The organism is Varibaculum prostatecancerukia (assembly GCF_943169825.2).
Classification (GTDB): domain Bacteria; phylum Actinomycetota; class Actinomycetes; order Actinomycetales; family Actinomycetaceae; genus Varibaculum; species Varibaculum prostatecancerukia.
On sequence record NZ_OW968402.1, the window covers coordinates 626,563 to 650,212 of the forward strand.

General features: G+C 54.0%; 15 protein-coding genes and 3 tRNA genes. 7 read left to right on the plus strand and 11 right to left on the minus strand.

Translation table 11 applies throughout. The features are described 5' to 3' along the window. Positions 1-92 precede the first annotated feature (92 nt). From KO216_RS02715 to glgX, 8 genes are all read right to left on the minus strand, one after another. Entirely contained in the window at positions 93-1,430 is a 1,338-nt protein-coding gene (locus tag KO216_RS02715) for a phosphotransferase (protein WP_215522788.1), read from the minus strand. Beyond that, positions 1,420-3,327 (minus strand): maltose alpha-D-glucosyltransferase, encoded by a 1,908-nt coding sequence (treS, locus tag KO216_RS02720; protein ID WP_374047498.1) that lies wholly within the window; start codon positions 3,325-3,327, stop codon positions 1,420-1,422. The genes KO216_RS02715 and treS overlap by 11 nt, the downstream gene beginning before the upstream one ends. Positions 3,328-3,357: 30 nt before the next feature. Then, positions 3,358-5,682, minus strand: coding sequence for an alpha-1,4-glucan--maltose-1-phosphate maltosyltransferase (locus KO216_RS02725; RefSeq protein ID WP_215522790.1), 2,325 nt, complete (start codon positions 5,680-5,682; stop codon positions 3,358-3,360). Positions 5,683-5,820: 138 nt separating this feature from the next. Beyond that, on the minus strand, positions 5,821-6,486 hold the full coding sequence (locus KO216_RS02730; protein ID WP_215522792.1) for a SanA/YdcF family protein: 666 nt from the start codon (positions 6,484-6,486) through the stop codon (positions 5,821-5,823). 4 nt (positions 6,487-6,490) lie between these two features. Further along, positions 6,491-7,594: a tryptophan--tRNA ligase gene (trpS, locus tag KO216_RS02735; RefSeq protein WP_215522794.1), complete on the minus strand. Its 1,104-nt coding sequence runs from the start codon at positions 7,592-7,594 to the stop codon at positions 6,491-6,493. A gap of 500 nt (positions 7,595-8,094) precedes the next feature. After that, entirely contained in the window at positions 8,095-9,303 is a 1,209-nt protein-coding gene (locus KO216_RS02740; protein ID WP_215522795.1) for a restriction endonuclease subunit S, read from the minus strand. A gap of 334 nt (positions 9,304-9,637) precedes the next feature. After that, the gene (locus tag KO216_RS02745) at positions 9,638-10,153 is read right to left on the minus strand and encodes a hypothetical protein (protein WP_215522796.1); all 516 of its coding nucleotides are present in this window, start codon (positions 10,151-10,153) and stop codon (positions 9,638-9,640) included. A 76-nt stretch (positions 10,154-10,229) separates the two neighbouring features. Then, positions 10,230-12,482, minus strand: coding sequence for a glycogen debranching protein GlgX (gene glgX / locus KO216_RS02750; protein ID WP_251451754.1), 2,253 nt, complete (start codon positions 12,480-12,482; stop codon positions 10,230-10,232). Positions 12,483-12,622: 140 nt separating this feature from the next. Here glgX and KO216_RS02755 point away from each other — a divergent pair, with 140 nt between their 5' ends. From KO216_RS02755 to KO216_RS02780, 6 genes are all read left to right on the plus strand, one after another. Further along, positions 12,623-13,411, plus strand: coding sequence for an electron transfer flavoprotein subunit beta/FixA family protein (locus tag KO216_RS02755; RefSeq protein ID WP_215522798.1), 789 nt, complete (start codon positions 12,623-12,625; stop codon positions 13,409-13,411). A 9-nt stretch (positions 13,412-13,420) separates the two neighbouring features. Further along, entirely contained in the window at positions 13,421-14,404 is a 984-nt protein-coding gene (locus tag KO216_RS02760; RefSeq protein ID WP_215522799.1) for an electron transfer flavoprotein subunit alpha/FixB family protein, read from the plus strand. Then, positions 14,404-15,651 carry a cysteine desulfurase family protein gene (locus KO216_RS02765; protein WP_215522800.1) on the plus strand — a complete coding sequence of 416 codons (1,248 nt, stop codon included), beginning with the start codon at positions 14,404-14,406 and terminating at the stop codon, positions 15,649-15,651. The genes KO216_RS02760 and KO216_RS02765 overlap by 1 nt, the downstream gene beginning before the upstream one ends. Next, positions 15,652-16,758: a tRNA 2-thiouridine(34) synthase MnmA gene (gene mnmA / locus KO216_RS02770; protein ID WP_215522801.1), complete on the plus strand. Its 1,107-nt coding sequence runs from the start codon at positions 15,652-15,654 to the stop codon at positions 16,756-16,758. It begins immediately after the preceding gene. A gap of 53 nt (positions 16,759-16,811) precedes the next feature. After that, positions 16,812-16,896, plus strand: a tRNA-Leu gene (locus KO216_RS02775). A 103-nt stretch (positions 16,897-16,999) separates the two neighbouring features. Continuing rightward, entirely contained in the window at positions 17,000-17,476 is a 477-nt protein-coding gene (locus KO216_RS02780; RefSeq protein ID WP_215522803.1) for a peroxiredoxin, read from the plus strand. Between the two features lie 459 nt (positions 17,477-17,935). Here the strand turns inward: KO216_RS02780 and KO216_RS02785 are convergent, their stop codons facing one another. The 3 genes from KO216_RS02785 to KO216_RS02795 form a co-directional block, all read right to left on the minus strand. Continuing rightward, the gene (locus KO216_RS02785) at positions 17,936-19,453 is read right to left on the minus strand and encodes a SulP family inorganic anion transporter (protein WP_215522805.1); all 1,518 of its coding nucleotides are present in this window, start codon (positions 19,451-19,453) and stop codon (positions 17,936-17,938) included. 220 nt (positions 19,454-19,673) lie between these two features. Further along, positions 19,674-19,750: transfer RNA gene (locus KO216_RS02790), tRNA-Lys, on the minus strand. 29 nt (positions 19,751-19,779) lie between these two features. After that, positions 19,780-19,853, minus strand: a tRNA-Lys gene (locus KO216_RS02795). A 126-nt stretch (positions 19,854-19,979) separates the two neighbouring features. Here KO216_RS02795 and dnaE point away from each other — a divergent pair. After that, the gene (dnaE, locus tag KO216_RS02800; protein ID WP_215522806.1) at positions 19,980-23,528 is read left to right on the plus strand and encodes a DNA polymerase III subunit alpha; all 3,549 of its coding nucleotides are present in this window, start codon (positions 19,980-19,982) and stop codon (positions 23,526-23,528) included. The last annotated feature ends 122 nt before the right edge of the window (positions 23,529-23,650 follow it).

The window sequence follows — 23,650 nt, forward strand, 5'->3', positions numbered from 1 at the left end:
GTTAAAAACATTACAATTCTGTAACAACCCTACCAGAAATTAGGGCGGAAACGCTAGTGTGTCCACCCTAAAAAATCAGCTATTTATGCTGGTTAATGCGACTGTGGCAGAAGTAGCATTAACGCTTCTAAGGGGATGGTTACCCAGTCGGGGCGTTGCTCCGCTTCATAGCGCACTTCATAGAGGGCTTTTTCCACTTCAAACGCCCGTAAAACCACCAGGGCGGGGGCGGGGCGTTGCTCCTCGCCAAAGTAGCCTTCCAGGAAAGCTAACCGCGCCCGATTAAGCCAATCGCCATCCGCGCCGCCTTCTACGCGGGCATAATCAAAAGAACGTAGCATTCCGGCGACATCCCGCTCCACCTGGTCGGGGGCAGTACGTTCTTCCAGAGGACGCAACGGCTCGCCCTCGAAATCAATCACGTACCAACTGTCGGAACTGTATAGACACTGCCCCAAGTGATAATCCCCGTGTACCCGCTGGGTAGGGGGAAGTCCCCCCATACCGGTTAAGGCCTGGGCGAGGCGATCGACTTCTTCCCCGATTTGGGGATGCTCCCGCAGCTGGGGATAGGTCGCCTCCGCCTGCTGATACTGGTGGCGCAAGCGAGTAGCCATCATAGTTCCGGAGGCAGGATCTTCTCCGGGGCCAAAGGCTTCTAGCAGGTGGCGATGCATATCTGCAGTGGTCTGGCCCAATTGACGAGCCAGCACCGTGGGATCTTCGCCGCTACTCGCCAAGGAACACATCAAGCGGAAACCATCCTGGGCTTCATCGAGGCGCACCGCAGCACAAGCAGTGGTGACCTGTTGGGGCTGGCCGTCCTGATCCCACAGGCTCAGCTGAGAGTATCCGCGTGGTTGCGGAACGCCTTGCCAACCGCTGCGAGCCAATGCCAGCGGTACGGTCACCTCCGGATTAGCGCCGGCAACCAGCACCCGGAAAAACTTAATAATCGTAGGATATTTCCCGCCCAAAAGCACCGAAGAATTGGATTGCTCACCGCTTAAAACTTTGCTGTCTAAACTCGCTGCTAGCAGGTTAGATATTAGGTCTTCGGATTCTGGAAGTAGCGGCAAGGTGCCGGCCTGGTAAGTGGAGCGAATCCAATGCTGAACAAAGGCGGGACAATAGGGGGCATCTATCAAATAGCCCGGGTTTTCAGGCGAGCCGTCGGTGCGTCCGATAATCCCCGCACCGCTCCAATCCGCAAATAGCGCCAAGGGTAGGTGATACCAAACGCCCTGCGCCTCCAAAATCAACAGCCGGAAACGAGGATCATCGAGTTCCCGATAATCCAGAACTCGCACCTCAGAGCGCTCCAAGTAGGAAGGAAACCAGCGTCGCTGGGTGATATAGTCCCAGACGGTGTCGATGATAGCGTCTCTGCCAGGCCATTTAAGCTGGCTATTAAGGGTTTCAGCGGTCATCTTCATGCTCCTTTAGCGCCGAGAAATCTAAGGCAGGGTAGGCGTCGGCCGCTCCCGTGCTCTCGGTATCTGACTGCGTAGGGGATACCGGGGTAGCGTTGGGCACAATCACCGGCAAAGAAGTAGTGGTGGCAGGAGGTTCCGCAGTTTCTTCCCGGGCCTGTTCTGCCTGCTCAGCAGGGAATAGTTCTAACCAATAAAAACCGTGACGGTTCATAGTGACGGTGACAGTTTCATCGGCACCCACCGTGGGGAACCATGCCCCGTTGAAAGCTTCGCGCAGACACCAAGTTGCCATGCCCGGCAAAGATAGCCGCGCCGCCACTGCGCCCTCACCCAAGTTATATACACAAAGCACCGTGGAGTTTTGGTCCCGGCGGATGAACGCCAGCACCGAGTCTTGATCCGAGCCTACCTGCGATAATGAGCCTTGCCCGAAACAGGTGAGGCGGCGGCGCAGGTGGATAGCGCTCCGCAGCCAATGCAGCAGGGAAGTGGGGCGTCCCAGAGATTCTTGCACATTGATGGTGCGATTATCCCAACCAGGAGCGTCAATCAAGGGCACTAGGAAAGTTTCCGGGTCGGCAGCAGAAAAACCAGCGCTCGCGGAAGTATCCCACTGCATCGGGGTGCGCACTCCGAAACGGTCAGGCAGCCAAATATTGTCACCCATTCCGATTTCGTCTCCGTAATAGAGGAAGGGGGAGCCCGGCATAGAAAGTAACAGGGCGTGGGCGAGCTCTATTTTGCGGCGCGAACCCCCCAAAAGCGGTGCCAGACGGCGGCGGATCCCCACATTTGCCCGCATTCGTGACTCGGGTGCATACCAGGAATACATGTCCTCACGTTCCTGGTCAGTCACCATTTCCAAGGTGAGCTCATCATGGTTCCGCAAGAAGGTACCCCATTGGGCACCTGCCGGCAGTTCCGGCAGCTCCGCCAGGATTTGCCGTAGCCCCTTCGAAGATCCGGTGCGCAAAGCCGCAAAAAGTTTTGGCATCAGGGGGAAGTGGAAACAGATGTGGCACTCCGGGTCGGTTTCGTTGCCGAAATAGTCAATCACATCCAAGGGAGGCTGATTGGCTTCGGCCACCATTAAGGTTCCCGGGAACTCCGCGTCCACCATTTTGCGCAGCTCGCTCACAAACCAGTGGGTTTTCGGAAGGTTTTCGCAGTTGGTGCCGTTTTCTTCAAAGAGATAGGGGATCGCGTCTAGACGGAAACCATCTACCCCGGTGCGACACCAATAGCGCACCACGTTCATCACTGCCGCCTGCACCTGGGGATTCTCAAAGTTCAAATCCGGTTGGTGCGAGAAGAAACGATGCCAATAGTATTGGCCGCGTACCTCATCGAAAGTCCAATTGGAGGTTTCGGTGTCGATGAAAATAATCCGCGCGTCCCGATACTCTTGGTCACTGTCACGCCAAACGTAGAAATCCCCGTATTCGCCCTCCGGATCTTTGCGAGAAGCCTCGAACCAAGGATGCTGGTCGGAAGTGTGGTTAACTACGATATCGACCAGGATCCGGATCCCGCGTTCGTGGGCGGCCTCCACCAGGGCGGTGAAGTCTTCCATAGAACCGAAAGCCGGGTTTACATCGGTGTAGGCGCTAATGTCGTAGCCACCGTCGCGCATTGGTGAAGGGTAAAAGGGTGGTAGCCACAGGCAGTCCACCCCTAGCCATGCCAGGTAATCCAGACGTGAAATTAATCCTTGAAAATCCCCAATGCCATCCCCGTTGGAATCTGAAAACGCCTGGATTAGCACCTCGTAGAAAACGGCGCTGCGATACCAGTTGGGAGACTCCGCGGGGGAAGTAACCGCCTGGGAAGTGGGAGGTGGCAGCAATAGTTTGCTCAGACTCTCGCTTTCCTCAGTTCGGTTTTGGCTCACCAGGACTCCTTAAATTATTTTTCTAAACCTCTAGGCAGATTCCACCGACATAATATGGGCAGGTCGTTCATAGGGGTTGAGCTCGAAGTAGTTAGCTGACCCCCAATCATAGACTTTCCCATCTAGCTCATCGCGTACCTTAAAGCAGGACGAGGAAGAACCACTGATCTTCAGAGCCGACAAGTCCAGGTGGATGGCACCAATCGCAGTTTCGTGAGGATCTAGATTCACTACCACGATTACGGTGTCAGCTTCCCCGGTGGGGGATTCCCAAGCATCCAAGTGACGCGAGAAGCAAACCACTCCCGGATGGGTAGTTTCATGAATCTTCAGGTTACGCAGACGCTGCAAGGCCGGGTGACGGCGGCGAATCCCGTTCAAAGTGGTCAGCAAAGCCATCATTTCTTGGGCGGTTTTCCCGGAGTAATCACGTGGCTTATACTCGTATTTCTCGTTATCGATCTGCTCTTCAAAACCGGGGCGCTGCACATTTTCTACCAGTTCATAGCCGTTATAGATGCCCCAGAGAGGAGAACCGGTAGCCGCTAAAACTGCCCGCATTTTGAACGCTCGCTTCCCGCCATCAACCATGATTTGGATCAAAATATCGTGGGTAGTCGGCCAGAATGAAGGCCGCATATAGGGGCAGGACTCCCAAGAAACCTCTTGGAAGTATTCTTCAATCTCTTTACGAGTATTGCGCCAAGCGAAATAGGTGTAGGACTGGTGGAATCCTACCTGTGCCAGGGTGCGCATCATCGCCGGGCGGGTAAAGGCCTCGGATAAGAACAGTACCTCGGGATGCTTCTGGTGGAACTCCGCCAAAATTTCTTGCCAGAACCGCACTGGCTTGGTGTGGGGATTATCCACCCGGAACATAGTTACTCCGTGGTCAATCCACTTTTGAATCACGTCTCGCACCGCGTTATAGAGGCCGCGGTAGTCCTGATCGAAAATCAGGGGATAAATATCTTGATACTTCTTGGGAGGATTCTCCGCGTAGGCGATCGTGCCGTCTGGGCGATGCTTGAACCATTCGGGATGTTCCTTTACCCAGGGGTGATCGGGAGAGCATTGCAGCGCCAAATCCAGCGCTACCTCCAGCCCTAGTCCCTTGGCCTTCTTAACGAAGTAGTCAAAGTCATCAAAATTGCCTAGATCAGGGTGAATAGCGTCGTGACCGCCATCGGGGCTGCCAATACCGTAAGGAGAGCCGGGATCATCCGGGGTTGCCTCCAAAGTGTTATTACGTCCTTTACGGAAAGTAGTTCCAATCGGATGAATCGGAGTCAAATAAGCGACATCAAAGCCCATAGAGGCAATCCGGGGCAAGTCAGAGGCTGCAGTCCGCAGGGTTCCGGAATGCCAATGTCCTTCCTTATCTTGATAGGCGCCAATAGAGCGGGGGAAAATCTCGTACCAGGAACCATAGAGTGCCTGTTCCCGGTCAACTCGCAGGGGATAGGTGCGGGAAGATTCCAGCAGGTCGCGCAGGGGGTGAGTCCGGAAAATTCCCCGGATTGAGGAATGCAGCCCCACCGAGAGCCGCTCTTGGGCGGGGCGCTTCTTATTGCGCATCGCCTTGGCGGCTTCGCGCAGGCGTTTGGCGCGTTCGGCATCCGGTGCTTTTTGAGTTGGATTATTGATGGCTTCTCCGGCGGCCGCACGCTCAAAAAGTCGCGCTCCCAGCTCGAACTCCATCTCCACGTCTTGGTCAGCTTGAATCTTAATAGAGGCTTCTTTAGTCCAGGTCTTATAGGGGTCGCAGAAGGTGTCTACTCTAAAGCTCCAATCCCCGACACTGGTGGGTTTAATCCAGGCCTCCAGGCGATCCAAACCTGGGGCGACATCGTACATCCGCGACCGCATGGTTTCTTTGCCCTGCGGGTCAATCAGCACCACTTCCGCCCCTAAAGCGTCGTGACCTTCGCGGAACACGGTGGCGCGTACCGGGAACGACTCATTTTCGACCGCTTTCGCTGGCCAGAGCCCATCCTCGATAACCGGTTCTAACTCGGTGACCGGAATCCGGGCTAGGCGAGCCTCGGGGGAAATCAGGTTTAGAGGCTTAGAGGAATCCGCTTTATGGGAAGTGGATTTGGGAGCCTTAGGGGCAGCAGTCTTTGCCCGAGTAGTCTTTTTAGCAGGCGCGCTGGTGGCATCTTTAGCTTTGTTAGCTGCAGCCGCGGCGGTTTTGGCTTTAGGAGTCGCTGCCGCTTTGGGTGCGGCTGTGGCTTTGGTGCTGACGTGCTTCCCCTTCGAACTAGCAGCGGCCGGACTGGAAGTTTTAGCTTTCTGACCAGCTGCGTTAGTAGTTGAGCGAGTTTTGCGGGAACGAGGTGTATCGCCGGCCATAGTGACTCCTTAATAGACGTGCTTATTCCCCTCCAGCCTAACAAAGAGGTATCGCGTCTCGCGTCCTTTCCGCTCCCAGCTAGCGCTAAAAAAGGGAGGGCAAATAAGAAACAGCTATCCAGAAATGCAGAAAATACTTTAACCGTCAGTAGCCGAGGCGGGGCCATCTAAAGAAATCTTGGGACCCAGATAGGTGGGCTTTTGTCCGGTAGTCACCCAGGCAACATCTTTGGTGCGTGCCAGATACTCGCGGAGGTTACGCTCGGTTTGCCCCGGATAGGCGTTACCGGCAGCACCTACTCCCCAAACTTCGATTCCGCGGCTTTGACAATCGTAGAGGGCGCGCGGCAAATGATAAGGCTGGGTTACAACTATCGCGCGTTGCACCGAAAAAATCGCTTCTGCACGGTAAGCCGACTCATAGGTAGAAAAACCAGCGTGATCAGCATAGATTACCTGGGCCGAGATGCCATGGTTAATCAACCAAGTTTTCATAGCCTTGATTTCGTCGTACTGTACCTGCCCGTGATCGCCAGTAATCAGGATTATCTTTGCTGCTCCCGCCTGATACAGATTCAAAGCGGTTTGCAGGCGGTGAGCCAGCATCGGCGAGGGAGAGCCATTCGGATTTACCCCCGCCCCTAAAACCATGATTACCTGGGCGTTCTTATCTTTAGCTTCGGAGAGAGAAATAATCTCATCCTTGGTGCGCTGCCATACGTAAAGATTGGTTCCCGCCACGATAATTACGGCGATAACCACCAGGGTAATCACTAGCCGAATCAGGCCTCTCAAAGCACGCATGAGGCTAGTAAACCATGTTCATCGCCTGGCGAACCTCCGCCAGGGTCTGGTCAGCGACTTCATTAGCGCGTTGATTTCCGCGCGCCAAAACCTGCCACAAATAGTCCGGGTCAGCCAACAGTTCGGCGCGCCGCGCCCTAATCGGAGACAAAGCCGCATCCAAAGCCTCCGTGAGCACCTGCTTTAGTTTTCCAGCACCCTGATCCCCGATTTCTTCGGCAATAGCGCGCGGATCCTGTCCGCTAGCCAGGCCGGCCAGCCGCAAAAGATTCGAAACCTCCGGGCGGTTCTCCGGGTCATAAGTAATCTGCCGTTCGGCATCAGTCTTGGCGCGTTTAATTAGCTTCGCAGTTTCATCACTGCTCATCCCCAACTCGACCGCGTTCCCTCGCGACTTCGACATTTTTTCTCCATCCAACCCCAAAATCAGGGCGCCATCACCCGAAAGCAGCCCCTCCGGGCGGGGGAAAACCCGATGTTTCAGGGAAGACTTCCGCCGGTAAACCCGCTCGAAACGGTCCGAAATCACCCGCGCCTGCTCCAAGTGGGGGAGTTGATCCTTACCCACCGGCACCAGGTTCGCTTTGCAGAACAAAATATCGGCTGCCTGATGCACCGGGTAAGTCAGCAACAACCCCGACATAGGCCGCTCTGAAGCCACCAGCTCCGCCTTCACCGTCGGGTTGCGATGCAACTCCGCCTCAGTAACTAGCGACAAAAACGGCAACATTAACTGGTTAGCTGCCGGCACCGATGAGTGCGTGAAAATCGTGGTTTTTTCCGGATCCAGACCGCAAGCAATATAGTCAGCCAGCATATTGAGGACGCGCTCGCGGATCGGGCCGGTACCCTCGCGGTCAGTGATTACCTGGTAGTCAGCAATCAGAATCCAGGTTTCCACCCCGCGCTTTTGGATCTCTACCCGATTCTTGATCGTCCCAAAATAATGCCCCAAATGGAGGGCGCCAGTCGGGCGATCCCCGGAGAGTACCCGGAACTTGGAAGGATCCTTATCGATCGCTTCCTCTATCTGTTTCGATACCCGCTCTGCTCGCTGCAAAGAAGCCGCATCGGTTGAATTTTCTAGTTTCTCGCCGCTATCGCTCATGGTTCCCAGTCTACGGTGCCGGTGATATTCCCGGAAAACCGCGTGCAATCCTGCAGTTTTTCTTGTTTACCTAAGCGGATTAATCTGATGCCTGTTGCGGGTCTGGCTCGGTAAAAGCACTCCGGGGACCCCGTGACCTGCTACGCAGGTCAAGCCCCTCTCGTATCTTTTACCGGCCGCGACCCGAAAAATCTTTATCCTATTAGCCGCATATGTATAAGAAATAGAAGCTGGAACGATTGCTTGCACGCGGGCTTTCGGGAATGAAGTTAAATAACAGGGTGTGTCACCTGGTAGTTGTTTGTGCAGTTGATTTTCTGTTGCCTTGGCAATCGGATGGTAGTTACGCGCGGGTAAAAGTTTTTCCTCCTGCCCAAGCTTGATTATCAGGCAACCTGCTGCGGGTCTGGCTCGGTAAAAGCACTCCGGGGACCCCATGACCTGCTGCGCAGGTCAAGCCCCTCTCGTATCTTTTACCGGCCGCGACCCGAATCTTGCAGTTACTTTGCGGGGGTGAAGTTTAGGAGTTGGTCGCGGTAATACTCGTACTGTTTACGCCGAGCTTCGATCTCTGCAGGTAAACCAGAAGAAAGATCGTTTACCAAAGCATCAAACTTGTCCAGAATCGCCACAATGCGTTCCTGTTCCGGAATAGGGGGAATCGGAAATTTGTAGTCCATAACTGCATTCTTATCACCGCGTGGCATTTTGGCGCCCCGTGCGAACCGATTGTTATATTCAAAAAAATTCTCGGAAGCTAAAACATGGTACAGAAATTTTGAAATTATTTCTTTTCGCTTTTCACTTTTAATTGTGATTACTAAAACGTCGCCACTGGCGCCCCCATTTAAATCGCTGTGCCATATTTTTCGTAAATACGGACGAATATTACCTATAAGAATGTCACCAGGTTGAAATCTAGACAATTTAGCTGTGTTTGGTGCGTAGTCTGACAATTTTTTGCCGCGTTTATTGGCTATCAAGTTATCAACACCGACATACGAACTATTATCAGTTAAAGAGGATGGAATCTTTTTCGCCGAATAACTTGCTATATCTTTTAGAAAAACCAATCGAACTGCGTTCCCTAGACGATTGGTGAGATTCTCCAAGCTGAGAAGCGAGTCGCGGTAGTATTCGTACTGCTTGCGACGAGCTTCTAGCTCCGCTTCTAGCTCCGCTTCTAGCTCCGCATCTAGCTTGGTGAAAGAATCTAGAATCCGTACGATTTCGTCTTGCACTTCCAGCGGCGGCACCGGAATCATAAGAGAATCGGTATCTCCTACTGACAACTGGGGAATTTTAACGGAAGTAGCACGAGCGTGATTTTGTAAACTCTCAGTTAATGTTTTGAGAAAGTAATAAAGAAATTTGGTGGAGATTAGGGAACTATCGCAGGTATAAGACCAGAGTTCAGATTTATGTGCGCACGGAATATTGCAATATTCAAAATCTATGTACCCTCTGGACTTAACGATTATGCACTCTTTTTTCAGTGTCCTGTTTTCAGGAACCAGTTTTGGATTGAAATAAGCCTTAGTATTACCAGCTCCAAATACGAGTATTCCCTCGTTGTTGGATTTTTGTTCGTTAATAAGTTTCGCAGTTACAGAAAACCCTTTGTTTCTCTTTGCGATTGAATCCAAGGATCTCCACTCAACGGCGCTGTTAGTCACATAAAACTCAAGTAAATCGTCTATTCGGCTCATAAGGTTACCTCGGTGTTTGGGGTGCTGCTGACGCTTTTGGGGCTTGGTGTTTGCGCTGTTGTAGCTTGCAAGGTAAACCTCCCGATAATCGCAGCCTCGCCCTCTATCGTACAAAGTAACTAACCAGCGAGCGATAAACTTGCCGTCACTGATCTACTTCACTGACAGACATTTACAGGTTTGCGCGGGAGAGAGATTTTATCCGAGTGGGTGCGGTGGGCATAAGAATTTGGAAAACGCCGCTACGTTTTCCGAATTCTTGGGCGGGAGGAAAAATCTCTCCCCCGCGCACATAGTAGATTCCTCGGTAAAGCTGTTCCGCCAGGTACGGGGGCTAGTTGAAGCGGTCTTTATTGACCCAATCGTAGAGCCATTGCAGGTTAATCAAGGGATCGTTTTGCGCGTCAATCACCGGCTGTACTGTGCGATAAATGTCTTTCTTCACCGCCAGAATATCCACGTTTTTGGAAACTGGTTCATAGGTATCGCAATCTCGCACTTCCACAAATTTAAATTTTTTATCGAAAACGTAAATTAAAGAATCGCCGTCGAAATATTCGTATTCCCGAGATGCCCAAAAGCCGAAGGAAGGTGCCTCTCGTTTCGCGTAGTTGTAGTTGTAGATAGTTCTGTTATTGTCGCGGTCGTACCTCATTCCCTTAACATCTGGGGCGTAGATCCAGTCAAAATTAAGTGCCACTTCCATGAGGACGGGTTCTGTTTGTTTATTGTGCGGGGTGTACTGGGCATAGTAGACGGATTCGGATTTGAGGTTGGTGAATGCGTATCCGAATGCCAACACAAAAACGATAAAGGCGATGAAAATCGTAAGGATAACTTTCTTTAACACGAGTATTCTCCTTACTTGCAAAGCCTTTTAAGTTTTTCCGCAGACCACGCGTCACTGGTTAAGAGAGTGGGTTTGGCTACTCTCCGGTGGAGTCAGCCAAGAAAAGTTTGATAGACAAAGGCTCTAGGAGGATATCGTCACCGGCGAGGTTCAGCGGGAGCGCTTCCTCCTCATCTCCTTCGATAACCGCAGAGTCCCAAATCTCGTGGTAGGCGGTTCCTCGTCCCGGAGCTAGCCGCACGTGTTTCGGAGACAGCGTCCCGTTGAACACCGCCAGTAAATCCTGATCCATGTAGGGACGCCCCGAACGCAGCATCTGGAAAACCCGGCTGGCGGGATCGTGCCATGCCCGATCGCCCATTAGCAGTCCTACCTGGTTATACCAGGAAACATCGGGGAGGGTATCTCCCGGATGCCGCTGGCCGCTCAAGTATTTTGCGGGTCGGAAAACCGGGTGTTCACGCCGCAAAGCAATCAGCTTGCGCACCGCGGTATACATGTCTTTTTGCCAATCCACCAGTTCCCAGTTCACCCAGGTAGTTTCATTGTCTTGGCAGTAGGCGTTATTGTTGCCGCCTTGCGTGCGCCCAAACTCATCACCCGCCAAAATCATCGGGGTGCCGGAAGAAATAAACATGGTGGTGAACATGTTAAGTACCGAACGCACCCGGGCAGAAAGTAGTTCTGCCAGCGGAGAATCCCCAGCTATGCCTGATTCCATCTCGCTGCCGAGTTGGAAGGCACGCCCCTCGCTACCATGATTCCAAGACAGGTTATGGGGGGAGCCGTCCCGGTTATTCTCCAGGTTTTCCTCGTTGTGTTTATGGTCGTAACTGACCAAGTCTCCCAGAGTAAAACCGTCGTGAGCGGTTACAAAGTTAATTGAACAGCGAGGAGGACGCACCGCGGGGATATTCCCGGCGCCATACATATCTTGGGAACCAGAAAGCCGGGAAGCCAGTTCAAAGGGGGGAGCCCCCCGTGACTCGCCGCGCGACTGGGCACGCCCATCGGCCACCCAAAAGCCGCGCACCGCATCCCGGTAACGATCATTCCAGGTAGAGAAAGGTAGCGGGAAATCGCTGGTGCGCCAACCATCCGGTCCCATATCCCAAGGCTCCGCGATCATCTTGGTGTGCCGCAAGACCGGGTCGTCCAGGCAGGCTTGGAAGAAAGGATGGAAGCGAGTGAAATGTTCCTCGCCTCGCCCACAGGTAACCCCCAGGTCAAAGCGGAAACCGTCGACTCCCACATCGCCAGCCCAATACCGCAAAGAATCCAGAATCATTTGGATTACTCGCGGGTGACCAGTATCCAAGGTGTTACCGCAACCGGAATAGTCGATACTGGCCCCTTGAGGATCCAGACGATAATACATGGCGTTATCGAGGGCGCGCCAAGATAGCGCCTGCCCATCGCCTCCGCCCTCACAAGTATGGTTATAAACCACATCTAGTAGCAGTTCGATGCCGTTTTGGTGCAAGATCGAAACCATGCCCCGGAACTCATCGAGGACTGCCATCGGCCCCAGATTGCGGGCATTCCTGGTGGCATAGGAAGGTTCGGGGGCGAAATAAGACAGGGTGGAGTACCCCCAATAGTTACTTAAGCCTCGCTCATTCAGGAATGCTTCTGAAAGTTTCGCGTGTACTGGCAGTAGTTCTACGGCAGTGACGCCCAAGTCTTTCAGGTAAGCGATAGTGGCCGGGTGTGCCAGCCCCGCATAGGTTCCCCGCAGTTCTTCGGGTACTCCCGGCAGCTGTTTGGTGAGTCCCTTTACATGTGCCTCGTAAATAACGGTGTTTTCCCAAGGGATAGCGGGTCCGGGTGCCACGGCGAATTCTTTACCGGTGACTACCCCGCGCACGGTATAGGGAGCCGAGTTGGTGGGATCTAGCTGGAAAGGATGCAGCGGGTAAAGCTGATCATCGGTTTTATGAGCGTAAGTTTGGCTAGAAAGCTGCACATTGCCGCTAATAGCACGGGAATAGGGATCGAGGGCGAGTTTATAGGGGTTAAAAACGTGTCCCCGTTCCGGATCCCAAGGCCCCCAGGCGCGAAAACCATAGTAGGTGCCGGCCAGTACCCCGGCAACATGTCCATGCCAGATGCCCTCTACCGGCCCGAGCAGCCGGTAGCGAGTTTCGGGAGCGGTAGGTTCAGCAGACGTGAAAAAACAGATTTCCACCGCAGAAGCATTAGGGGCGACCACCGCGATATCCACCCCGTTGCCTTGTAGGTGAACGCCCAACCGGCTGGGGTCGGCGGCGCCGCCATGCACATAGGGGCTGGACGGCCTGAAAAAGTCGTCTAATACTTGTCTTGACACGTCTGTCATCTTATCTGGTGCTACAAAATAGAGCCATTCCTCTATCTAAACCGGGTGGGCTGAACATTTAATTTCCTCCCTTAGCTAAGGGGTAGGGCTTCTCACTTTTTCGCCGCTAAACCTTATGGCAAGGTAGAACTATGAGGATTGTCGTAACTGTAAAGCATGTACCCAACCCGCAGTCTGAGCGGCGCATCGAAAATGGCCTCTTGGTACGCGGGGAAGAAGATACCCTGAATGACCTGGATGAGAACGCCATCGAGGCGGCGCTCAGCGCGAAACAGGCGGTACCGGAAGCCGAAATTATTGCTTTAACTATGGGACCAGAGGGAGCGAAGAAAGCCCTGCTGCGCGCCCTCCAGATGGGAGCAGATCAGGCTTATCACCTCTGTGACCCGGCGCTAGCTGGCTCGGATGTGACCGTGACTGCCCGGGTGCTGGCGCGGGCTATCGAAAAGATTGGGGACGTTGATTTGGTGGTTTGCGGAAGTTCCTCCCTGGACGGGATGACTTCCATGCTGCCGGGAGCCCTGGCCGCCACTTTGAACCTGCCGGTGATTAGCGATGCCTCTGAAGTTAGTTTCAGCGGCGAGGCCGTGGCAGCCACCTGTTATCAAGAGGGTACCGCCTTGAGCTTACGGGCGAAATATCCCCTGGTGGTTTCGGTAAATGATGAGGCCAACCGGCCGCACTATCCCGGGTTTAAAGAAATGTTGGCGGCGAAGAAGAAACCGATAGAGCAGTGGGATCTGGTGCAGCTAGAGCTGAGTGCCGAAGAAGTAGGGGCCGCTGATTCGGGAACCGAAGTGTTAGATGCTCAGCTATATCAGCAAACCAAGAACCAGGGAACCATCGTCACCGATTCCGCGAACGCTGGCGAAGCGCTAGCGAAGTACCTGGTTGAATCGGGATTTGCGCAGGAGAAGTAGGAGGAAATCGTGAGTGAAAAAATAGAAAAAGATGTCCTAGTTTTTGCCCATCCGGATGCGGCTCGTCCCCAGCATTTATCGGTGGCGGCGGCGCGACTGATTACTTTGGCGCGCGAAATCACCAGCGGTAAGGTAGTGGCGCTCGCGCCCTCCTCTATTGCCCCTCTACAATTTTCTCAGGTCGGGGTGGCAGCCGTACGTTATTTTGATCCGGCAGAAACCGGAACCTGGCAGGTGGGGGCAGTTTTGGCTGACCTGGTGGTCTCCGCGGCAAAAAGCGGCGACTTCGGGGCAGTGTTGCTGCCCTCGACCTCTTGGGGGCGTGATGGCGCCGCCCAAAGCGCGATTATCCTCGGCTCGGGAGCCAGCGTGGACGTGACCAGCCTAAAGGTAGCTGACGGAAAACTGATTGCCGGTAAATCGGTACTCGATGGTACTTGGGAAACCAGTTACTTTATTCGCCGCGGCGTTCCAGTGGTCGCCATGCGCACCACTTCCCTTTCGGCGGTACCGGTTGCGGAAGCCGGCGAAGTTGAAACTGAAAACCTGCAGGTAGAGCTGCGCGAATCCACTAAACGAATCCAAGTGGTCTCTCAGGAAGATACCGGATCTTCACATGCGGGACTAACTGAAGCACCAGTAGTGGTTTGCGCGGGTCGCGGGGTTAACGGCGATTTCGGGCCTGCCGAAGAACTGGCCGAGGTGTTGGGCGGATCCGTGGGGGCTACCCGCGTGGCTTGCGAACAAGGCTGGATTGACCGCGCTGCCCAAATCGGGCAATCCGGTATCTCTATTGCGCCTAACCTTTATATCGGCTTGGGGGTTTCCGGGGATCACCATCATGTGTGCGGGATTCGCGGAGCCAAGAAAATCGTGGCCATCTGTGATGATCCCGAGGCGCGCATTTTTGAAATGGCAGACTTCGGGGTAGTCGGGGACCTGTTCACCGTAGTTCCGGATGCCCTCTCTAGAATCAAGCCGCTGGACGCATAGTGGAGCTGGCCTACCTCGATAACGCCGCCTCCGAGCCGCTACGGCCGCAGGCACTAGCGGCGCTGAATGATACCGCCGCTAGCCTTGCCGGAATCGGAGCCAATCCTTCTTCCGCACACGCGGCGGGGCGCAAAGCCGCCGCGCTGCTAGAGACCGCGCGCGCCCGAGTAGCGAAGTCTCTGGGGGCGGATCCGGCGGAAGTTATTTTCACCGGAGGGGGTACTGATTCTTGTGCCCTGGCGCTGCGCGGCCTGGCGAGGGCGGCGCGCCGTCAGGATTCTCACCGCACCCAAATAGTAATCAGCCAGGTAGAACACGACGCGGTCAGGCTTAACGCCGCTGACTTGGAGGACGCAGGATTTCAGGTGCAGGTGTTGCCGGTAGATGCCGGCGGGGTAGTCGATCTGGAAGCCGTAGTTGCCCTCGATACCTCCCAAATCGCGGCGATATCGGTGATGAGCGTATGCAACGAAAACGGGGTCATACAGCCAGTTGCTGAGCTTTGCCGCCGGCTGCGCGAAAAAGCAGCAGCAGATACGCGGGATGCCCAGGGCGATAGTTCTACAGCTGCTAAAGGAACCGGGAGTGGTAGGGATAGCGGGTTCGCTATCCACACTGACGCGATTGCCGCTGCCGGACGCCAAGAAATAAACTTCGCAGAATCCCCGGTAGATGCGATTTCGTTAGCGTGTCACAAAGTAGGCGGCCCGGCAGCCCTCGGGGTGCTGCTGGCGCGCCGGGAAGTAAAAATCGCTAGTGACCGACGCGGGGGAGGCCAAGAACGGGCGCTGCGAGCCGGAACCCAAGACGTGATTGCCGCTGTAGGGGCAGCGGCAGCTTTTGAGGCAGCCCAGCAAGAACTAGTAGAAACTACCCGGCGTCACCAGGATTTACGGGAGAAACTGCTGCAAGGCGCACTGGCGATTCCGGGAGTAAAACTCGCCAGCAACGCGCCGGCAGTACCCGGAATCATCCAGTTTGCGCTGCAAGGCGCGGAGGCGGAAGGGCTGCTATTTGCCCTGGATCAGGCAGGAATCTGCGCCTCGGCAGGTTCTGCCTGCCACACCGGGGTAGCCCGTCCCTCCCCGGTACTCTTGGCGCAAGGCTATAGCGAGCAGGACGCCCTGGGATCTTTACGCATATCTTTCGGCTGGTCCACGCGGGAGAAGGACGTAGACCGGCTTTTACAGGCACTACCGTCAGCGCTGGATGCCTCCCGGAAACTAGCAGAGCGGGAGAGGAAATAAATGAAAGTATTAGCTGCCCTCTCCGGAGGAGTCGATTCCGCGGTCGCCGCCGCCCTCGCCAAAGAGGCCGGACACGACGTAACCGCGGTACATATGGCCCTGTCCGCTAACCAGGCACAAAACCGTTGCGGTTCGCGAGGCTGCTGCACCGTAGAAGATGCTTCCGATGCTCGCCTCGCCGCCTCCATGCTGGGGATTCCGTTTTACGTGTGGGATATGGCGGAAACCTTTGAGGAAACCGTAGTGGAAGATTTTCTGAACGAATACCGGCGCGGACGCACCCCCAACCCCTGTGTGCGCTGCAACGAATTCGTGAAATTTAGGGAACTTGCTACCCGCGCCGATGCCCTCGGATTCGATGCCGTATGTACCGGGCATTACGCGCGCGTATTGAGGGGACCAGGCGGAGTGGAACTGCACCGCGCCAAATGCATCGAAAAAGACCAATCCTATGTGCTGGCGGTAATGGGGCGTCAGGCTCTAGAGAAAGTGATTTTCCCGCTAGGAGAGTATGAATCGAAAAGCCAGGTACGCGCGGAAGCCGAGCGGCGCGGCCTGCCCATGTCAGCCAAACCTGATTCTTACGATATTTGTTTTATCGCTGATGGGGATACCCGCGGATTTTTACGTTCCCACCTCGGCAGTAAGGCCGGGAAAATCGTGGATACGGAGGGTGCGGAAGTGGGCACCCATTCCGGTGCCTATCAATTCACTATCGGACAGCGCAAAGGCCTGAACCTGGGCCGGCCCGCTGCCGATGGGCGTCCCCGCTACGTACTCGGTACCGATATGAAAACCAACACCGTAGTAGTCGGTGCCAGCGAGTTGCTGAGCGTAGACGGAATCACCGCTACCGACGCAGTTTTACTGACCGAACCTGATGATCCGGCATTATCTGGGCAGGTAGAGGTGACTTTGCAGTATCGGGCGCACGGACAACAAGTACCAGCGAAAGTTCACTTAGAGGCAGACGGTACTTTGCGCGCCCAGCTGCTCATCCCTACCCGCGCGGTCGCCTGCGGACAATCGTTAGTGGTCTATTCCGGGGATCGCGCCATCTGTGAGGCAACTATCGAACAGGCGTTTAAGCAGGAAAATGGGCAGTAGCCGATTCTGGGACTGGAAAGGGTAACCTGCCTTAGGTTAATATATTCAAGCCAGCGCGAGTGGCGGAATTGGTAGACGCGCTAGATTTAGGTTCTAGTGTCTTACGACGTGCGGGTTCAAGTCCCGCCTCGCGTACCAGATGTAGCGGCTCTGACCAGCCTAAATAAAGTGGTAGAGTTAAAATCAATACAGCGCCCGGGCGCTGCTATCTCTATGTTTAGCTATTTATGAGGGAGTTTCGATGTCAGAGTTAACCCCAGGTCAAAAGGCACCAGATTTCACTTTGCCCACCGATCAAGGCACAGAAGTTAGTTTGCGAGGGCTGTTGGAGGAATCCGAAAAGGGCGCGGTTGTCTACTTTTACCCCAAGGCTTCCACCCCGGGATGCACTACCCAGGCCTGCGATTTCCGTGACTCTATAAACTCGCTAAAGTCAGCCGGATACGCAGTGGTGGGAATCAGCCCCGATAAAATGCCAGCCCTGGAAAAGTTCCGGGACAAGCAAGACTTAAACTTTCCGCTAGCCTCCGATCCGGAACGGGAAGTAATGAGCGCCTGGGGAGCCTATGGGGAAAAGAACTCCTATGGACGCCTGATTAAGGGAGTTATCCGCTCTACCATCGTGGTCGGTAAAGATGGAAAAGTTGTGCTGGCGAAATATCGGGTACGCGCCAAAGGACATGTGGCTCGCTTGCGCAAAGAACTGGGAATCGATTAGCTCTGCAGAGGGAGATGGGGAACTTTAGGGTTAATACCTGAATGGGGGTGCGGATCTCTGCGAAGGCCTTTGCCAGCTTTCTGGCAGGCTGTGGCGAACTTGACGGCGCCGTAAAGCCCATCGCGATCGGTCAGCGCTTCTATCCAAAACCGTTGCACTGCACATATCTGCCAGTGGTTGCCTTGCCAGAAGAATCGTTTAGGCGGGGTGATCGTAGCCTCAAGGGTTTGCCTCATTCCGAACCTCCTAAAGTTATAGAACATTTGTTTGAATGTAGGAATACTTTAGAGCTCGGCAGTGACAATTTTTTGAGGTATGGCGAAAAATAGTCGGATAACTTGAGCGCGGCAGATTCGCGCCCCAGACCTTCTGCGTGCGAGCGGTAATGTGCGACGATGCAGATTTCTGGTTAGCTACGCGAAACGGCGTGGCAAATCCTGTTGCTAAGTATTGCTGTCGTTAGTCGGTGTTGATGGTGCCGCTTAATTTCTCATGAATTTTAGTGGTCGGCCTATTCATGCCGATGAACTCAACGCTCTTGCCTAGTTTGCGATATTTTTCTTGGACTGCGTCTAGCGCACCCACGCTGGAGGCGTCCCAAATGTGGGAGTCGGTAAAATCGATGATGACATGTTTGGGATCTTTGGTGTATTCAAACATTGTTGTCAGGTCGTGACTGGACGCAAATAGTAACGGCCCGTCAACCTTGTAAAGTGCGACTTCCTCGCCGTCCACCTCATCAGATCTGCGATGAACTTCAACCAAGTGGGCAATGTCGCGGACGAAGAACACTGACGCTACCAGGACACCAATAATTACGCCGATAGCTAAGTTGTTGGTTGCCAGTACGAAGATGACGGTGATGACCATGGTGATCGTTTCGCTCTTTGGCAAGCGCTTTATGGTGCTTGGCTGAATCGAGTGCCAGTTGAAAGTGTCAATAGATACCGTGATCATCACAGCTACCAGGGCAGCCATCGGCAGTTTCGCCACAATATCCCCGAACCCGAGCAACAGAATGCAGAGAAATACCCCTGCCAGGAAGGTCGATATTCTGGTGCGTGCTCGCGAAGCCTTAACGTTAATCATGGTTTGACCGATTACTGCACATCCGCCCATGCCGCCGAATAGTGCAGAGGCGATATTGGCGATACCTTGGCCGATACCTTCGCGAGTCTTATTTGAGTGAGTGTCGGTGATGTCGTCAACCAGCTTGGCTGTCATCAAAGTTTCCATTAAACCGACGAGGGCAACAGCTATCGCGTAAGGCCCGATAAGGGTCAAAGTATCCCAAGTGAACGGGATGTTAAGGAAGAAAAATTTCGGCATTACCGTTGGCAGAGCGCCTTTGTCGCCGACAGTTGCCACGTTTACGGACGAAAAAATCACGATTGCCGTCAGCACCACGATTGATACGAGTGGAGCCGGAATGACTGTGGTGATTTTAGGCATAAGGAGGATAATGATGACGCCAATTGCTACCAGTAAGTAGGTTGCCCACGGCACCGAGATCAGCTCGGGCAATTGTGCAACCAATAGCATGATGGCCAGCGCGTTTACGAACCCTGTCATTACGCTTTGGGGGATGAAACGCATAAGTTTTGCGACGCCGAAAACAGATAGCAATATTTGAATAATTCCGGCCAGAATTATCGTCGCCACCAGATAGTGCATTCCGTACTCTTGGGAAAGTGGTGCGACGACTAGCACTACCGCACCTGTGGCTGAGGTGATCATTGCTGGCCGACCGCCGGTGATAGCAATCGTTACGGGCATGATAAATGCTGAGACCAGCCCAACTTTGGGGTCAACACCGGCAATAATCGAGAATGCAATCGCCTCGGGGATCAACGCCAAACTAACGACAAGACCCGCCAGAGCCTCGCGCAGTAAGGTTTTAGGGCTTTTCAGTGCGGCTAGCACTGTCTGTTCTGAGTGATAACGAACCGTTGGGTCTGTCAGGTTAGCGGATGGCATTGAAAAACTCCTGATCTAATGAACCTTATCTTATCTTAGTAGAATGTTGCCGGTTGTGGGTGCGGCAGCCGGTTAGATGAAATAAAAAATTTTAAGTCCAAGGGTGGGCTTTTGTGTTTCGTTCTTTGGCGCGCCTCGGCGGCAAAAGCTAGCTAAGAAACCAAGTTGCCGCCGCAACTTGCACCCAGTAAGGCTACTTAGGCTATGCTAAGTTCTGCTTTGGTACGCCACCGGGGACTCGAACCCCGAACCCTCTGATTAAGAGTCAGATGCTCTAGCCAGTTGAGCTAGTGGCGCATCTTGAAAGGAAAATCGTGAGATTTTCGTACGCCACCGGGGACTCGAACCCCGAACCCTCTGATTAAGAGTCAGATGCTCTAGCCAGTTGAGCTAGTGGCGCATCGTTGCATAAGGCAACGGAATAAACTCTAACCCGACCGGCACGTCCTTGGGAAACCAATGCCGGCATTGGGAGCAGTTTCACACGTGGAAGAAACAAGGTCGGCGCCAGGCTAAACTGGGGGGCATGGCGCCAGCGAAAGATTTTGTTCATCTTCATGTTCATACCGACTATTCCATGTTGGATGGGGCGGCTCGGATCGGGAAACTGGTGGAGCGGGCAGTCGAGATCGGTCAACCAGCAGTTGCCATCACCGATCACGGCTACCTTTTTGGTGCCTATGAGTTTTATGCTGCGGCGCGCAAAGCGGGAATTAAACCCATAATCGGTCTGGAAGCCTATATCACCCCCGGCACCTCCCGTTTTGACCAGACCCGGCAGCTGTGGGGAGAAGAAAGCCAGAGAGGCGATGACGTTTCTGCCCGCGGCGCCTATACCCATATGACTTTGCTTTCGCGCACCACGGAAGGGATGCATAACCTGTTTCGGCTAGGTTCACTGGCCTCCATTGATGGGCAAATGCAAAAATGGCCGCGCGCCGACCGGGATCTGTTGGAACGCTATTCCACCGGGTTGATCGGCACCAGCGGTTGCCCCTCCGGAGAAATCCAAACCCGCCTGCGCCTAGGGCAATGGGAAGAAGCCAAAAAGGCCGCCGGGGAACTGCAAGATATTTTCGGGAAAGAAAACTTCTTTATCGAACTGATGGATCACGGCCTGCAAATCGAGCGACGAGTGCGTAACGATTTGCTGAAACTCGCGAAAGTAATCGATGCACCCCTGGTGGCCACCAACGACTCGCACTACGTCCTCAAGAGCGATCAGCCTACCCAAGACGCCTTGCTTTGTATTAACTCGGGTTCGCGCCTTGACGATGAAAATCGTTTCAAATTTGAAGGCTCCGGATACTACCTGAAAACCGCAGAAGAGATGCGGGAACTATTCTCTGACTTCCCCGAGGCCTGCGATAATACCTTGAAGATTGCGGAAATGTGCGAGGTGCATTTTCAAACCACCGCTGAGGGTGCCGACTATATGCCTCAGTTCGAGGTGCCTTCCGGGGAAGACGCCACCAGTTGGTTCGTGAAAGAAGTCCAGCGGGGATTACATAAGCGCTACCCGCAAGGGATTCCCGAAAAATCACAGCAACAGGCCGACTACGAATGCGGGATTATCACCCAGATGGGGTTCCCCGGGTACTTCCTGGTGGTCGCCGACTATATTAACTGGGCGAAAGAACGCGGAATCCGGGTAGGGCCGGGGCGTGGATCGGGAGCCGGATCCATCGTGGCCTACGCGATGGGCATTACCGAACTAGACCCCCTAGAACATGGGCTAATGTTCGAACGTTTCCTCAACCCCGAACGGGTGTCTATGCCCGATATTGACGTGGACTTTGATGAGCGTCGCCGCGGAGAAGTCATCGATTACGTGACCGAAAAATACGGGAAAGACCGGGTCGCGCAGGTAGTCACTTACGGCAAAATCAAAGCTAAGCAGGCGTTAAAAGACTCTTGCCGAATCATGGATAAACCCTATGCCCTGGGTGACCAGCTCACCAAGAAAATGCCGCCGGCGATTATGGGGAAAGATATTCCCCTTTCCGGTATTTACGACCCCAAACATCCGCGCTACGGGGAAGCCAGCGAGTTTCGGCAATACGTTTCCGATAACGAGGGCGAAGTAAAGCCAGTTATCAAAACGGCGCAAGGCCTGGAGGGACTTACCCGCCAATGGGGAGTACATGCCTGCGCGGTGATCATGTCCAGCCATGATTTAACCGATATTGTGCCCATGATGAAACGCCTGGCAGACGGGGCAATTATCACCCAATTCGACTATCCCACCTGCGAAACCTTGGGATTGTTGAAAATGGATTTTTTGGGGCTGCGCAACTTGACGGTCATCTCGGATGCCCTCGACAATATCGTTGCTAACGGGAAAGAGCCCCTGGATCTAGAGCACGTTCCCCTTGATGATCGCCCCACCTATGAGCTGCTATCGCGCGCGGAAACCCTAGGGGTATTTCAGCTAGATTCACCGGGGATGCGCTCGCTGATGCGACTAATGAAACCCACCGAGTTCTCGGATATCTCCGCGGTCGGTGCTCTTTATCGCCCTGGTCCTATGGGGGCGAACTCGCACACCAACTATGCTTTGCGCAAAAATGGGCGTCAAGAAATCGAACCTATCCATCCCGCGCTTTCCGAGGCCCTCGCCGATATTTTGGATGAAACCTACGGGTTGATTGTCTACCAAGAGCAGGTAATGGCGATCGCCCAGAAGGTTGCAGGCTATTCCCTGGGGCAGGCAGATATTTTGCGGCGTGCCATGGGCAAGAAAAAGAAAAAGGAGATGGATAAACAATATTCGCGCTTCCACGATGGGATGATTGAGCGCGGATATCCCGAAGACGCGGTCAGTAAACTGTGGGAAATTCTGGTGCCCTTCTCGTCCTACGCGTTCAATAAATCGCACTCCGCCGCCTACGGCTTAGTCTCGTATTGGACCGCCTATCTGAAAGCCAACTATCCCACCGAATATATGGCGGCACTGTTGACCTCCACCAAAGATAATAAAGATAAACTCGCGCTTTACCTGCGAGAATGCCGCCGGATGAATATTGCGGTACTACCGCCGGACGTCAACGCCTCCGCCTCTGATTTCACCGCGGTCGGCGAATCTATTCGTTTTGGACTTTCCGCCGTGCGTAACGTGGGTACCAATGTGGTGGCCGAAATCGTGAACACCCGAAAAGAAAAGGGTAGTTATACTTCGTTCCACGACTTCCTGGACAAAGTTCCCATCGAAGTTTGCAATAAACGGGTAGTGGAATCCCTGATTAAAGCCGGGGCATTCGATTCCCTAGGGCATGCCCGCCGCCCCCTCGAATCTATCCATATCGAGGCTGTGGACTCCGTTATTGACGTGAAAAGAAACGCGGCGATGGGGCAAGAAGACCTCTTCGGGATGATGGACGCAGACGAGGCAGTTACTTTTACCGTGCAAATCCCGGATCTACCCGAATGGGATAAGCGCCAAAAACTCAAGTTCGAGCGCGATATGTTAGGGCTTTACGTTTCGGATCACCCCCTACAGGGGATGGAAACGATTCTTGCACACAATAGCGATACCGAAATCGTGGATCTTTCAGCCGAAGATGGAGTCAGGGATGGGCAAAAAATCCAGATTTGCGGCCTAGTCACCGGGCTGCAGCGCAAAACTACTAAACGTGACGGAAACCTGTGGGCAATCGCCACCATCGAAGACATTTCTGGTTCCACCGATGTTTTATTCTTCCCGCAGACCTACCAAAAATATTCACAAGACCTGGTAGAAGACGAAATCGTGAGTGTGAGCGGGAGGGTCAGGATTCGCGACGAAGAAGCCTCCCTGCACGCGCAAGAAATGACCCTGCCCGACATTAGTCAGGTAGCAACCGGGCCATTAAATATCTATATCGCCGCCAATCGCCTTACCGAGGAGGTGGCGGAGCAGCTGCGGGAGATCCTGGCTTCTAGTCCGGGGCAAAGTGAAGTTAGGATGCATCTGCGCAGCTCCAGGGGTACTACCATCGTGCAGCTGGGCGATGATTTGCGGGTAAATCGCGGCTCGGGTTTGGCGGCGCAGCTGAAAACTCTGCTCGGCCTCCACTGCCTAGAAAACCGCAAATAGCTTTCCTTACATCGCAGGTTAATCGGTACCCTACGGTGCGGGTCAAGCCGTAAAAGCGCTCGGGGGACCCCGGTGATTCTCGCTTCGCTCGACTCAAGCCCCCTCTCGCATCTTTTACGGCT